14 protein-coding genes are annotated in these 14,110 nt (G+C 65.4%); 7 read left to right on the forward strand and 7 right to left on the reverse strand.

Features of this window, described 5'->3' with window-relative positions:
• Positions 1–74 precede the first annotated feature (74 nt).
• The 7 genes from LGQ10_RS12015 (at position 75) to LGQ10_RS12045 (ending at position 7,760) form a co-directional block, all read left to right on the forward strand.
• Positions 75–704, forward strand: a complete 630-nt coding sequence (locus LGQ10_RS12015) for a cysteine dioxygenase (protein ID WP_226525656.1) — start codon at positions 75–77, stop codon at positions 702–704.
• A complete protein-coding gene (locus LGQ10_RS12020) occupies positions 701–2,284 on the forward strand; it encodes a rhodanese-related sulfurtransferase (RefSeq protein ID WP_226525657.1) in 1,584 nt (527 codons plus the stop codon). The genes LGQ10_RS12015 and LGQ10_RS12020 overlap by 4 nt, the downstream gene beginning before the upstream one ends.
• A 155-nt stretch (positions 2,285–2,439) precedes the next feature.
• Positions 2,440–2,988, forward strand: a complete 549-nt coding sequence (locus LGQ10_RS12025; protein WP_226525658.1) for an RNA polymerase sigma factor — start codon at positions 2,440–2,442, stop codon at positions 2,986–2,988.
• Positions 2,985–3,947: a FecR family protein gene (locus LGQ10_RS12030; protein WP_058435167.1), complete on the forward strand. Its 963-nt coding sequence runs from the start codon at positions 2,985–2,987 to the stop codon at positions 3,945–3,947. The genes LGQ10_RS12025 and LGQ10_RS12030 overlap by 4 nt, the downstream gene beginning before the upstream one ends.
• 120 nt (positions 3,948–4,067) lie before the next feature.
• On the forward strand, positions 4,068–6,629 hold the full coding sequence (locus LGQ10_RS12035; RefSeq protein ID WP_226525659.1) for a TonB-dependent receptor: 2,562 nt from the start codon (positions 4,068–4,070) through the stop codon (positions 6,627–6,629).
• 210 nt (positions 6,630–6,839) lie between these two features.
• Positions 6,840–7,130 (forward strand): hypothetical protein, encoded by a 291-nt coding sequence (locus tag LGQ10_RS12040; RefSeq protein ID WP_226525660.1) that lies wholly within the window; start codon positions 6,840–6,842, stop codon positions 7,128–7,130.
• Positions 7,131–7,139: 9 nt separating this feature from the next.
• Entirely contained in the window at positions 7,140–7,760 is a 621-nt protein-coding gene (locus tag LGQ10_RS12045) for a hypothetical protein (RefSeq protein WP_226525661.1), read from the forward strand.
• A 3-nt stretch (positions 7,761–7,763) separates the two neighbouring features.
• On the opposite strand, the gene LGQ10_RS12050 is transcribed toward LGQ10_RS12045, so the two are convergent.
• The 7 genes from LGQ10_RS12050 to LGQ10_RS12080 are packed head-to-tail and all read right to left on the reverse strand — an operon-like array spanning position 7,764 to position 14,107.
• Positions 7,764–8,972 (reverse strand): ABC transporter substrate-binding protein, encoded by a 1,209-nt coding sequence (locus tag LGQ10_RS12050; protein ID WP_226525662.1) that lies wholly within the window; start codon positions 8,970–8,972, stop codon positions 7,764–7,766.
• The gene (locus LGQ10_RS12055) at positions 8,972–9,979 is read right to left on the reverse strand and encodes a CobW family GTP-binding protein (protein WP_058437517.1); all 1,008 of its coding nucleotides are present in this window, start codon (positions 9,977–9,979) and stop codon (positions 8,972–8,974) included. Before LGQ10_RS12055 ends, LGQ10_RS12050 begins: the two co-directional genes overlap by 1 nt.
• Positions 9,976–10,275 carry a hypothetical protein gene (locus tag LGQ10_RS12060; RefSeq protein WP_058437519.1) on the reverse strand — a complete coding sequence of 100 codons (300 nt, stop codon included), beginning with the start codon at positions 10,273–10,275 and terminating at the stop codon, positions 9,976–9,978. Before LGQ10_RS12060 ends, LGQ10_RS12055 begins: the two co-directional genes overlap by 4 nt.
• Positions 10,276–10,288: 13 nt before the next feature.
• Positions 10,289–11,038, reverse strand: coding sequence for an SDR family NAD(P)-dependent oxidoreductase (locus LGQ10_RS12065; RefSeq protein WP_226525663.1), 750 nt, complete (start codon positions 11,036–11,038; stop codon positions 10,289–10,291).
• A 44-nt stretch (positions 11,039–11,082) separates the two neighbouring features.
• On the reverse strand, positions 11,083–11,844 hold the full coding sequence (locus LGQ10_RS12070) for an SDR family NAD(P)-dependent oxidoreductase (RefSeq protein ID WP_226525664.1): 762 nt from the start codon (positions 11,842–11,844) through the stop codon (positions 11,083–11,085).
• Positions 11,845–11,856: 12 nt separating this feature from the next.
• Complete coding sequence (locus LGQ10_RS12075) at positions 11,857–13,197, reverse strand: MFS transporter (RefSeq protein ID WP_011059705.1); 1,341 nt, start codon at positions 13,195–13,197, stop codon at positions 11,857–11,859.
• A gap of 28 nt (positions 13,198–13,225) precedes the next feature.
• Positions 13,226–14,107, reverse strand: coding sequence for a polysaccharide deacetylase family protein (locus tag LGQ10_RS12080; RefSeq protein ID WP_226525665.1), 882 nt, complete (start codon positions 14,105–14,107; stop codon positions 13,226–13,228).
• Positions 14,108–14,110: the final 3 nt, after the last annotated feature.

A 14,110-nucleotide genomic window follows, 5' to 3' on the forward strand; every position in this document is an offset into this window, starting at 1 on the left:
GTTCGATAAGAATAATACCTTTTAGCTCGACCGTGTAGTTCGTGTCGTTCGTCCAGTGTCCACGGAGGGAATCCATGCCTCATCACACCTCGACCGTCTCCATCGCCTCACCCGACTTTGCCCGCCTGCGGGACTTCATCGACGCCCTGGCCGAGCTGCTCGACAGCCACCCGGACGAAGCCCGCGTACTGGACCAGGGCGCCACCCTGCTGCAACGCCTGGTAAGCCAGGACGACTGGCTGCCCGATGCATTCGCCCAGCCCGACCCGCAGCGCTACCAGCAGTTTTTGCTGCACGCCGACTCGCGGCAGCGTTTTTCCATCGTCAGCTTCGTCTGGGGTCCGGGCCAGCGCACCCCCATCCACGATCACCGGGTCTGGGGCCTGATCGGCATGCTGCGCGGCGCCGAGGACTCCCAGGGCTTCGAACGCCTGGCCGATGGCCGCCTGCGAGCGGCCGGGGCACCGGTACGCCTGCTGCCGGGCCAGGTGGAAGCGGTGTCGCCACGCGTGGGTGACATTCACCAGGTGACCAACGCCCACCCCGATCGCGTGTCCATCAGCATCCACGTGTACGGTGCCAACATCGGTGCCGTGAGCCGTGGGGTGTATGACCTGGACGGTCACGAGAAACGCTTCGTCTCCGGTTACTCCAATACCCTGTTGCCCAACCTCTGGGACCTGTCGAAGGAGCCCCTGCAATGACCGATTTTCCAAGCCGCAGCCCGGCACGGATCCGCCAGGCCCTGCTCGATCGCCAGGAACTGGCCCTGGTAGACGTGCGTGAAGAAGCACCCTTTGCCGAGGCCCATCCGCTGTTCGCCGCCAATATCCCGCTGTCGAAACTGGAACTGGAGGTGTATGCGCGCATCCCCCGACGCGATACCGCGATCACCTTGTACGACCAGGGCGAAGGGCTGGCCGAGCAGGCCGCAGCCCGCCTGCGACAGCTGGGCTACAGCGACGTCGCGCTGCTCGAAGGCGGGCTCGATGGCTGGCGCAAGGCCGGCGGTGAGCTGTTCAAGGACGTCAACGTGCCGAGCAAGGCCTTCGGCGAACTGGTCGAGGCGGAGCGCCATACCCCATCGCTGGCCGCCGAGGAGCTGCAGGCCCTGCTCGAGCAACACGCCGACCTGGTGGTGCTCGATGCCCGGCGCTTCGACGAATACCAGACCATGAGCATTCCCGGCAGCACCAGCGTGCCCGGTGCCGAACTGGTGCTGCGAGTGCGCGAGCTGGCACCCGATCCGCGAACCCGGGTGGTGGTCAACTGTGCAGGGCGCACCCGCAGCATCATCGGCACCCAGTCGCTGGTGAACGCCGGCATTCCCAACCCGGTGGCGGCCCTGCGCAACGGCACCATCGGCTGGACCCTGGCCGGGCAAGCCCTGGAACACGGCCAGCAGCGGCGCTATGCCTCCCAAGCCGGGCACCACCGCGCCGAAGCCCAGGCTGCGGCCCGGGCGGTAGCGGACCGGGCCGATGTCGGCCGCATCGACCTGGCCCAGTGGCGCCGCTGGCAGGCCGAACCCAGGCGTACCAGCTACCTGTTCGATGTGCGCAGCCCAGAGGAATTCGCCGCCGGTCACCTGCCCGGTGCCCGCTCCACTCCCGGGGGCCAGCTGGTGCAGGAAACCGATCATTTCGCCAGTGTGCGCGGCGCGCGCCTGGTCCTGGTGGACGACGACGGCGTGCGAGCCAACATGAGCGCTTCCTGGCTGGCACAGATGGGCTGGCAGGTCGCCGTGCTCGACGGCTTGCGGGCCAGCGACTTCAGTGTGCGCGGCCCCTGGCAGGCCCCCTTGCCGGACAGCCCGGCGATCGAGCAGATCAGCCCGCGAACGCTCGCCGACTGGCTGCGCGAGCCCGGCACCCTGGTGCTGGACGTCACCGCCAGCGCCAACCATGTGCAACGCCATATCCCCGGCGCCTGGTGGGTGCTGCCCAGCCAGCTGGCACAGGCCCTGGAACACCTCGCACCGCCTGAACGCTTTGTCCTGACCTGTGGCAGCAGCCTGCTGGCGCGCTTCGTGGCGCCACGCCTGCAGGCCCTGACCCAGCGCCCGGTGTTCGTCCTGGGCGGCGGCACCAGTGCCTGGATCGAAGCCGGCCTGCCCGTGGAAGAAGGTTCACAGCGCCTGGCCTCGCCCCGGATCGATCGTTACCGCAGGCCCTATGAAGGCACCGACAGCCCCCGGGAAGCCATGCAAGGGTACCTGGACTGGGAGTTCGGTCTGGTGGCGCAGCTGGGACGCGATGGCACCCATGGGTTCTTCGTGATCTGAAACCAGGGCGTGGCTTGCCGACATCACTCGGCAACGCCACACCCGGCGGCGGGCAGGCGGCTTTAAAGTGCCATCAATTGGCCAAGTGACAAATAGCAATAATTCTCGATATCATTCGCGACCCTTTGCCCACCGTGTCGCCAAGAAGGATATCCATGTCTCGCTCCAAGCCCGACTCACCGTCGGCGGACTCAGTTCGCGGGTTCTATGCGGACATCCTGCATTTCCTGCGCAAGCGCACGGACAACGCCAGCGACGCGGCCGACATGACGCAGGACGTATTCACCCAGTGGCTCGACTACCGTGACCGGGCCCAGGTGGAGCAGCCCCGGGCCTTCCTGTTCCAGATGGCCCGCAACCTGTTGCGTGATCACTGGCGTCGCCAGCAGGTGCGCTCCAGGGTGCACCAGGAGGCTCACCTAGAAGAAAGCGTCGACAGCGAACCCCTGGCCGACGAGCAACACGAGCCGCTACCTGCCGCCCAGCGCCTGCAACGGCTGGAACAATTGAAGGAAGTCCTCTCGCAACTCTCGCCGCGCCGCCGCGAAGCCCTTATGCTGCACCGCTTCGAAGGGCTGAGCCAGGCGCAGATTGCCGAGCACATGGGGATTTCCATCAGCATGGTGGAAAAACACATTGCCTTTGCCCTGCTGCACTGCAAGCAGCACCTACAACGAGAAAACGGCAAGGAGCTGCCTGAATGACCCGCTTTCCCGGCCGCCACGACGACGTCGACAGCGAACAGATCGATGCCGAGGCCGCCAGTTGGTTCGCCCGCAATCGCAACGACCCGGACCGCGCCAGCCGCAAGGCCTTCGACGCCTGGCTCGCGCACCCGGCCCACGCACGGGCCTATGCCGAGTTCGAAGAACTGTGGGTCGACCTGGCGCAGTTGCAGCAACTGAGCCGACCCGTTCCCCTGCCACAACGCAAGACACCCTCCTGGCGTCCGGCCCTGGCGGTAGCTGCCGCCGTGCTGTGCGCGGTGCTGGCGGTCAACCTGGGAACGTCCCAGGCGCCCCATGTCCAGCAGATCGCGGCCCAGGAACAGGGGGCACGCGCCTTCAAGCTGCCTGACGGCAGCACCTTGTACGTCAACGCCAACACCCAGGTGAAGGTCGACTTCAGCGCGCAGCAGCGCGATATCTACCTGCAACAGGGCCAGTTGTACCTGGACGTCGCCGCCGACAAGGAGCGGCCGTTGTGGGTGCATAGCGGCGTGGCCAAGGTACGCGTGGTGGGCACCGCCTTCGACGTACGCCGTGGCCAGCGCCAGCTGGTGGTCAGCGTGGCCCACGGCCAGGTGGCCTTCAGCCCGGATGGCCGGCCCGGTGATCTGGTCTTGCTGGGCGCCCGGCAACGGGCCATCTATGACCTGCAAAATGGCTCCCTGCAGCAACAGACCCTGGACAGCGATGACGTGGCCGACTGGCGTACCGGACGCCTGGCCTTTCGCAACCGCGACCTGGCCAGCCTGGTGGACGAGCTGAACCTGTACCGCCGCCATCCGGTGCAATTGGCCAGCGGCTCCCTGGGCGCCTACAAGGTCTCGGGCAACCTGGACGTCAATGATCCGGATGCACTGGTCAAGGCCCTGCCCGCCCTGATCCCGGTGAAAACCGTGCCTCTGGCCAACGGTCAACTGAAGATCGAAGCCCGCTGAAACCTTACATGAGAATATTTTTCATTTGCATATGAGGTTTTTTTTCACTGCCGCGTCTTCCTCCCGTCTGCATTCTGTTCGCAGCGCTTTTCCGGCCTTTAAGCCGCTCTGGGGGAAGTCATGTTTCGCGCGCTCTTGCCTGTTCCGTTAGTCCGTACCCGCCCGACCCTGCTCGCGGCCTGCCTGGCATTCAGCCTGCAGGCCCATGCCGGTCCGATCCACTTCCAGTTGCCAGCACAGCCCCTGGCCGCGTCCCTGAGCCAGGTGGCCCAGCAGGCGAAGATCCAGTTGCTGTTCGACGAACAACTGCTGCGTAACGCCAAGGCTCCAGCCCTGCAAGGCGACTTCAGCCCGGAAGAGGCGATCCGCCAGCTGTTGCAGAACGGCCAGTTCAACCTGGTCAAGGTCGACAATACCTACATCGTGCGTCCAGCAGAAACCAGCCAGAGCAGCGGCTCGGCCTTGCAGCTGGGGGCCATGAGCGTGATCGGCAACGGTTCGGTGGTGGATTCCTCCAGCGTTGGCCGCTCGACCCTGAACCAGGCGGAAATCGACCGCCACCAGGCGACCAACGTCGTCAGCCTGATCGATACCCTGCCCGGCGTGACCTTGGGCGGTTCACTCAAGCCGGGTGGCCAGACCATCAACATCTGGGGCATGGGGGATGCCGAAGACGTACCGATGAGCGTCGATGGCGCCACCAAGAGCGGCTTCGAACGCTACCAGCAGGGTTCGATCTTCATCGAGCCTGAAATGGTCAAGCGCATAGAGGTGGAAAAAGGCCCGCATTCTCCCGAGACCGGCAATGGCGGCTTCGGCGGTACCGTGCACATGGAGACCAAGGATGCCCCGGACCTGTTGCAGGACGGTCGCAACACCGGCGCCATGGTCAAATACGGCTACAGCAGCAACAGCCATGAGCAGGCCTACACTTCGGCGGTCTACGGCCGTACCGACGATGGCCGCTTCGATGCGCTGGCCTACTGGACCAAGCGCGACGGCGATGACATGAAGCTGGCCAGCGCCCAGCCTGACCCGGACAACGCCTACCCGATCAACCCCAAGCGCCTGCCCAATACCGCCCAGGACATGGAAGGCCAGTTGTTCAAGCTCAACATGCAGCTGACCGACGAACATCGCCTGGGTTTTACCTACATGCGCTCGGACAGCGACATCTGGGCCCCCTTCTCGGCCAAGAGCTACCCGACGCCGCCCAAGAAAAGCGACATCGACCGACTCGGCTATGACGATGCCACCCGACGCTACCTGGCCCGGCGCAACACCATCGACACCACCTGGATCACCAAGTACCAGTACACCCCGGTGGACAATCCGTGGATCGATTTCGAAGCCAAGTACTCCTACTCCGACACCGAGCAGACCGATGAGCGCGGGCCGAACGCCTTCATCCAGCCATCCTCGGGCGGACGCAAGATCACCGTGGGCTACGAGGACAGGATCCTCGCGCTGAAAAACACCAGCCGCTTCAGCACCGGGCCGCTGGAGCACGCCCTGACCAACGGCATCCAGATCCGCAAGCACACCCGCGAGGTGGACATGTGGATGCCGGGCAAGACCTACGGCATACCCAAGTTCAACAACGGCTACTACCAACCGGGTTTCATGCCCCACGGCAAGGTCGACAACAACGCGTTCTACATCCAGGACGCCATCTCCCTGGGCGACTTCACCCTGACCCCGTCGCTGCGCTACGACTATGTACGCAACCGCGGGCAGAAGAACGACGCGCCGGTCTACAACAGCCCCGATCCGGTGGTCGGCCACGACTACAGCGCCAAGACCTACACCGGCTGGTCGCCACGCCTGTCGGCGTTCTGGACGGTGAACCCGCAACTGGCGCTGTTCGCCGACTACAGCAAGACCTGGCGCGCCCCGGTGATCGACGAGCAGTACGAAGTCCAGGCCGCCGGTAGCACTCGCTCCTCCACCAGCCGCAACCTGGACCCGGAGCGCGTCACCGCGCTGCGCGGTGGCAGCATTCACAGCTTCTCCGATGTGCTGGCCAAGGACGACCGGGTGCAAGTGCGCACCACGGTGTTCCAGAACAAGTTCAAGGACGAGATCATGAAGAACCTCGGGATCGGCTGTCCCGAGCAATTGAGCACCGGCAAGAGCATCTCAGATGTGTGCAACCAGCCGACCATCGGGGTCTACCGCAACATTGGCGACCTGACCATCAAGGGCTTCGAGGTGGAAAGTTTCTACGACTCGACCTACCTGTTCGGCTCGCTGTCCTACTCGTGGATCACCGGCAAGCATGAAGGTGCCTACACCAACCCCTGGGGCCCGAACGTCTGGGCCCGGGATATCCCGCCACGCAAGTGGGTGGCAACCCTGGGAGTGAAGATCCCGCAGTGGGATGCGCAAGTGGGCTGGCAAGGCCAATGGGTGCGCCAGACCGACCGCGTCCCCAGCGACATCTACCCGGGCGGCCCGGCCAGTGCCCTGGGCGACTCCTACTGGAACCAGTACAAGAACGACCGTTACAACGTGCACGGCCTGTTCGCCAACTGGAAGCCCCAGCAGGCCTACCTCAAGGGCACCGAAGTCAACTTCACCCTGGACAACATGTTCAACCGTGACTATCGCCCACCGCTGAGTGGCGAGAACGCCTCTAGCCTGGGGCGCAACGCCAAGATCAGCGTGACCCGCTTCTTCTGACGGCACCTGGCTGCGGTGCATCGGACGCACCGCAGCAGGCCAGCCGTTGGCCATCACCGATGTATTGCAAGCCTTTAACCCAGCCCTCCCGCCCGCGCCTGCCGGGCTAAGATCGACTCCCCCCTGAAAGCCGCTGAAATGCCTTTGGGCGCTTTCAGTCGACTTCCCATTGATCTAGTACGACAGATGTCGTACAAACAGGCAAGCATCATGGACAGAGGCTTCAGGAAGGTCAGGCGGGACCTGATCAATGCACTGCAGAACGGCAACTATCTGCATGCTGCACGCGGCTCGATCGAACTCAAGAACCTGCTGGCCACTGGCGAGGTGTCGGCCGGCCAATTGATCGAGGTCATCGTCGCCTGCAAGGGCACCGACCACCAGTGCAGTGCCCACCACAGCGCCCCGGACCTTGCCGTCCATGTGCTGAAGAAGGCGGGCTGGTACATCAAGTTCTATTTTATCGAGCCAGATGCGTGGTTCATCAGCGTTCATCGATGAGGGCAACCCATGAAACTTTATCTGCAGGGTGACCGGGGCAAGGCGCTCTGCGAGCATTGCCAGCAGGTCGTCGGCATTACCTACACCCGTCGCGACGTGCCGTTCAGCGACGGCAACGGCCAGGCCCGGGAGATCCTGGTGGGGGTCTGCGACCTCTGCGCCACGGTGGTGGCCATCCCGCCCCAGTCGACGCCGGCGATCAAGGAAGCGCGCCGCCAGCAACTGACCTCCATCGAAGCGCGGCTGCCTGCGGTCTACCTCGATGTGCTGGATGCCGCGATGCACTCGGTGGCCGAGGACGCCGGCGTGCAGATGCGCAAACTGTTCTTCAGCTACTACTTCAGCGCCCCTGCCGTACCTTACCTGGAGCAGGTGCACAACGGTTTCGCCGCGTACCTGGCGGAACAGGCCGAGGCTCGCCAGTTGCCGGCCGTGCATGCGATGAAACGCCTGTCGCTGAAGGTCAACCACTATGTGGCCGAGGACCTCGCGCGCCTTTTGCAGACGACTCGGATGACCCAGACCGAACTGCTGAAATCGCTGATCGCGCAGATGCGCCTGGACGTGCTCGAAGGCGGCAACCCGGCGGTGATCGCCGACCTGCGCCAACTGGCGCGCCTGGGGCTCTGACCCTCAGCCTTTGCCCCGGCCCGCGACCCGCCCCGCCCGCAGGAAATCCCCCCAGCGCCGCACCAGGTAGTTGTGCTCGTCCATCACCGAGTTCCACACGGCGATATGCCCCATGCGCTGCGCGTAGGAACCACCGTCGCGGGTCTCGCCGATGTCGATCAGCGGTTCGCCGTCGCTGCCCGGCAACTCTTCCCGGGCCGGTTTGCCGGCGTACCAGTAATCCCATTCGGCGCTGCTCAGGTGATCGCGGGTACGCGCCGGGTTGCCGATGTAGTAGCCCTGGCGTGCCATCACCGCACCTGGCCAGCCCGACAACCACCAGTTGAGATAGGCGTAGGCCGCATCCAGCACCGCGCCCTTGGCATGGCGCGACAACGACAGGCCGCCGAACCAGGCTCGGTAGCCTTCCTTCGGCACTGCCAGGCGGTATTTGACCCCGGCCCGGTGCAGGCGCATCAGCGTCGGCGACCACAAGCTCTGGATATCGATGCGCGGGCTGAGCATCAGTTGCGCGGCCTCTTCATCGTCCGACCAGAACGCCGCAAAGTGCCCTTCACGCTGCTTGCGCACCAGGATCGCTGCCAGCCGGTCGATCTCCTCGATGCTCAGGTTGCCGATGTCCTTGAAGGATTCCAGGCCACAGCCCTGCACCGCCAGGGCGGCGTCCAGGGCCCCGATCGCCGCATCGCTCTGCAAGGCAATGCGCCCGCTCCAGGCCGGTTCCAGCAGCCAGCCCCAGCTTTCGTTGGCGCTGGAAAAGCCCGCCGGCAGGCGCTCCGGACGGTAGGCGAAACTGTCGGCATTGTGGGTCAGCGGCAGCATGCTGATGCGGTCGCTGACCGTGCTGCCCAGGCTGCCGTCGTGCTGCACATAAAGGCGTTCGCTGGGCACGCTGCCGCTGCCCAGGCGGTCGTCCGGCGACAGTCGTCCACGCTTGGGCAAGTCGTTGATCTCGTGCCACAGGGCAATGCGTCGAGTGTCGATGGGCTGGATCGCCTGGGCCGGCCAGACGAAATCGACGTTGTGAAACCACTGGTCATAGAGGTCGTAGCTGTCCGGTTGCATCACCGCGATGCGCTGGGCCTGCTCCACGTCGTGCACCTGATACACCAGGCGGATGCCCAGGTCCTGCTCGGCGCGCACCCGCAGGGATTCGAGCAGGGTCACCGAGGTGCCCAGCACCCGCAGGGTGACCGCTTGCGTCGCCGCCATCAGGCGCACTCCCCGGCGACCGGGGCGAAGCTGCGGGCGAACACTTCGAAGGAGCGACGTAGTTGTCCGGGCTCCAGCCCGCGCAGGATAAACACCAGCCGCGAGCGATGGTCGGCACAGGGCCAACGGGACAGATGCACGGGAGCGTGCAGGCAATGCTGCACGCCATGGATGACGATGGGAGCCTGGCTGGCGTTGATATTGAGCAATCCTTTCACCCGCAGAATTCGTTCGCCGTGGCATCTTAGCAGCATCGACAACCAGACCCCGAAGCCCACCCAGTCCAGCGGTTGCTCGAACTCCAGGCTGCACACTTGCGCCGCGCCATGCTGCGGCGCAGCGGCTGCCAGTGGCCGCTGCAACTGCCAGCGCGCCACTTCCCGCTCTGCCGTCGCGCCGCGCAGGCCCTCCCCCAGCAACAGCTGATCGCCGCTCTGGATCGCCTGGGCCAGCAACAGGGGCGCTCCGGGATTGAGCCGCTGCAGATGCTCGCGCAAGGCCGCCTGGCTCGCCTGGTCGACACAGTCGCTCTTGCTCAGCAGCAGGCGATCCGCGGCCGCCACCTGGGCCAGCCACTCCGGATGCAGGCGCTCCTGCAACGCCGCGTGACTGGCGTCCACCAGAGTCACCAGCAGGCCGATGTGCACCCGTCCACGCAACTGCGGATCGTTGTTCACCGTCGCCAGGATCGGCGCCGGGTCGGCCAGCCCGGTGGTCTCCAGCAGCACCCGGCGAAAGGCCGGGATCTCGCCTCGACTGCGTCGCGCCAGGAGCCCCAGCAGCGCCTCCTTCAGCTCGCCGCGAATCGAGCAGCAGACACAACCGCTGGGCAGCAGCACGGTGTCCGGCGCCACCTCCTGCACCAGCAAATGATCGATGCCGATATCGCCGAACTCGTTGATCAACAGCGCCGTGTCCCCCAGGCTCTGGTCCTGCAACAGGCGGTTGAGCAAGGTGGTCTTGCCACTGCCGAGGAACCCGGTGATGACGTTCAGGGGCATGCTCATGACTGTTGCTCCAGGTGCTTGAGGATCACAGGGTCGAGAGGATCGAGGGGCCGGCCGAGCATGGATTCGGCCAGGCTCCACAGCTGCTCCAGGCCGCTGGCCAATTCCTGGCGGCCGGTAGCCCCCAGCAACAGATAGGCCGAGCCCTGGAAGTCCTCGACCTTGAGCCGCAACGGCACCAGTACCCGGTTGATCGCGGCGATTCTGCGCAAGCGTTCGCGGCGCCGGGGCAGTTCATCCCCCAGCGGATCGCTCCAGTGCACGTCTTCGCCCAGCAGCCCGCATAACCCGCACATGCTCAGCCCTCCTTCATGGCATGACATCCCCGGAGTTCGGACCCAGGGTCTGGCCGACGAACAGGTTACCCCCCGGCTCGCTGGCCAGCAGCACCGCGGTGGGCGCCACTTCATCGGCCAGGCCGAAGCGCCCCAGGGGCAGCTCGGCGGCCTTGGCGGTTTTCCAGGCGCTGCTGATGCCAGACACCAGCGGCGTCTCGATCGGCCCCGGGGCGATGGCGTTGACCAGCACATTGTCCATGGCCACTTCCAGGGCCAGGGACTTGGTGAAGCCGATGACCCCGGCCTTGGCCGCGGCGTAGTGGGTCAGCTCGGCGCCGCCCTTGATCCCCAGTTGCGAGGCGACGTTGATGATCCGCCCCCAGCGCTGCGCCAACATGTGGGGCAAGGCCCGCTGGCAGGCGACGAAGACGCTGGTGAGATCGATCCGCAGCATGTCGTTCCACATCTCGATGGAGAGGTCGACGCAGCGCGCCTGGGTCAGCATGCCGGCATTGTTCACCAGGATATCGATGCCGCCGAAATACTCGACACAGGCATCGACTCCGGCCTGGGCCCCTTCGACGCTGCCGACGTCGGCCACGCATTCGAAGACCTCGGCCCCCAGTTCGCGGCAGGCCTGGGCACTCTCGGCCAGGCGCTCCGGGTCACGGTCAGCCAGCAGCAGGCGTGCGCCGGCCGCTGCATAGGCGCGGGCGATTGCGGCGCCGATGCCGCTGCCGGCGCCGGTGATCACCGCGCGGCGGTTGTGCAAGTGTTGCATGGGACTTTCTCCTTCAAGGGTGTGCGGTTCGCTGGCGACGGGAGTCAATCCGGCCAGCGCACCGTCAGGCCGCCATCGATGACGATGCTTTGCCCGGTCAGGTAGCTGGACTCGTCACTGGTGAGAAAACGCACCAGGGACGCCACTTCATCGGCCCATCCGACCCGCCCGAGGGGAATGGCCCGGGCCGCCTTGGCCAAGCCTTCCGGGCCCAGGGAGTTCTGGCTGTCCAGCGACTGCGGGGTCTCGATCAACCCCGGGATCACCGCGTTGCAGCGAATGCCCCTGGCCGCCAGTTCCACCGCCAGCGAACGGCACAACCCCGGCACCCCGGCCTTGGCCGCGGCGTAGTGAGCGTGGTCCTGCCAGCCGTAGACGCCACCGGCAATCGAGGAAATCGCCACCAGCGCACCGCCCTCGCCCATGTGCCTCACTGCCGCGCGGAAGGTACGCATGACCCCGGTCAGGTCCACATCGAGCATGGCGTTCCAGGCCGCGTCGGTCATGTCCAGCAAGGGTGCGCGACGCAGCAGGCCGGCATTGGCCACGGCGTAGTCGAGGCGGCCAAAGTGCGCCACGGCCTGCTCGGCCAGGGCGTCCACCGAGGCGCTGTCGGTAACGTCCAGGGGCAGCATCATGCAGTGCCCGCCCGCCTCGGCCACGAGGTCGCGGGTGGCTTGCGGGTCATGGGGGTCGGCGGGGAAATACCCGCCCACCACCGCCACACCGCCCCGTGCATAGGCCACGGCCAGGGCCTGGCCGATGCCACTGGCGGCACCGGTGATCACGGCGACTTTTTGAGTCATGGGTAGCTTTCCTTATTGAACGGATTCAGGACGCACATGGCGTGCGGCGAACATCAGCGCACCGGAGAGGAAACAAGGCAGCGCGCCGAAATACAGCGCCGAGGTCTGCCAGTCGCCACCGGCGGACAGCACCTGGGTGGCGCCGAAACCCGCCACCACCGCGCCGATCGGGCCCATGGCATGGATGATTGCGCCGCCAGTGGCACGGATGCTGGTGGGGAAGCTTTCACTGATGAAGAACAGCGCGGCCGAGTACGGGCCGATCAGGAAGAACAGCCCCAGACTGTAGAGGCCCACCACCATCGGCATGTTGCTCGGGCCGTAGAGCATGCCGGCGAACGACAGGCCGCCAAGCATCCAGCCCAGGCCGATGACATTGCGCCGACCGATCTTGTCGCCCATCCAGCCGTGGCTCAGGTAGCCGCAATAACCCACTAGGTTGGACAGCACCAGGATGATCAGCGAGTTCTCGAAGGAGATGTGATGCACGCTGACGATCACCGACGTACCGAGCACGCTGAACACCTGGATCGCCGCCCAGTTGAGCAGGATCGCCGCGCCGATCACCAGGGTCGCGCGCCGCGCCGGGCCACGGAAGGCCGCGGCCAGGCCGGCCTTGCTGTGCTCGTCGTAGTCCACCCCGTAGGTCAGCGCCACCGCCTGGGCCTCGCTCACCGAACCGCTCTTGCGCAGCTGGCTGATGCGCTGGTGGATCTGGAACTGCGGGCTCTCCTTGAGCTTGCGGGCCATCACCGCAATGACGATGGCCGGGATCGCGGCGAAGATGAAGCAGCCTTGCCAGCCGATGATCGGCAGCAGTACCGCGGTCAATCCGGCGGCGATCAGCGCCCCCACCGGCCAGCCGCCCTGCACCAGGCTGTAGATGAAGCCCCGGCGCTTGGCCAGTTGCGGATCATCGGAGGCCGCGTACAACTCGCTGAGGTAGGTGGCGTTCACGGTTTCCTCGGCATAGCCCAGGCCGCCCAGGGATCGGATCAGGATCAGCGGCGACTTGCCCCAGGCGCCGCCGATGGCGGTCAGCGCCGAGCAGATGGCCGAGCCGCTGACGGTGAAAATGATGCCCATGCGCCGGCCCAGCTTGTCCACCAGCGGCCCGATGGCCAGGGCCACCACGGCAGTGCCCACCGCCACCCAGGTGGCGATCTCGGCCTGCTCGACCTCACCCCAGCCGAAGTGCCGGCCGATCTCCGGCAACAGAGTGCCAAACAGAATGAAGTCATACACCGCGAAGACCCAGGCGAAGAAGGCGATCCAGGTGGCGAAGCGCACTTGGGCCGGGGTCAGCTGCTGGGGTTTCCAGCCAGTCAGGTCGAGCTTGTTATAGATAGACATCAGTCACGCCTCGATGAAGTGGCCGGGGTCAGCGGTTGCGCGGGTGGCGGCGGATAAAGTCGTCGGCGATCTCGTCGAAGGTGACGAAGCGCACGCCGGCATGGCTCTGGATGTGTTCGATCAGGCGTTCGAGCATCAACAGCACTTGCGGCCGGCCGGAGACGTCGGGGTGGATAGTCATGGTGAACACCGCGTGCTCATGCTCGCGATAGACCCAGTCGAACTGGTCGCGCCACATTTCTTCCAGGTGCCGCGGATTGACGAAACCGTGGCTGTTGGGCGCCTTCTTGATGAACATCATCGGCGGCAGGTCGTCCAGGTACCAGTTGGCCGGGATCTCCACCAGGTCAGTTTCCTGGCCCCGTACCAGGGGTTTCATCCAGGTGTCGGGGTGCTGGCTGTAGTCGATCTTGGTCCAGCTGTCGCCGACCCGCACGTAGTAGGGATGAAAGTCGTTGTGCATCAGGCTGTGGTCGTACTTGATGCCCTTTTTCAGCAGCAGCTCGTTGGTCACCTTGCTGAACTCCCACCAGGGCGCCACGTAGCCGGTGGGGCGCTTGCCGGTGACCCGGGTAATCAGCTCGATGGATTTATCGAGGACGATCTCTTCCTGTTCCGGGGTCATGGCGATGGGGTTCTCGTGGCTGTAGCCGTGCACGCCGATCTCGTGGCCGGCCGCGGCAACCGCCTTCATCTGCTCGGGAAAGGTCTCCATGGAGTGCCCGGGAATGAACCAGGTGGTGCGCAGGCCATAGCGCTCGAACAACTTGAGCAGACGTGGCGCGCCGACCTCCCCGGCGAACAGGCCACGAGAGATGTCGTCCGGCGAGTCTTCACCGCCGTAGGAGCCGAGCCAGCCGGCCACCGCGTCCACATCGACACCAAATGCACAGAGAATTTCTTTAGCCATGAG

Origin of the sequence: Pseudomonas sp. L5B5 (assembly GCF_020520285.1) — a bacterium.
Lineage (GTDB): Bacteria > Pseudomonadota > Gammaproteobacteria > Pseudomonadales > Pseudomonadaceae > Aquipseudomonas.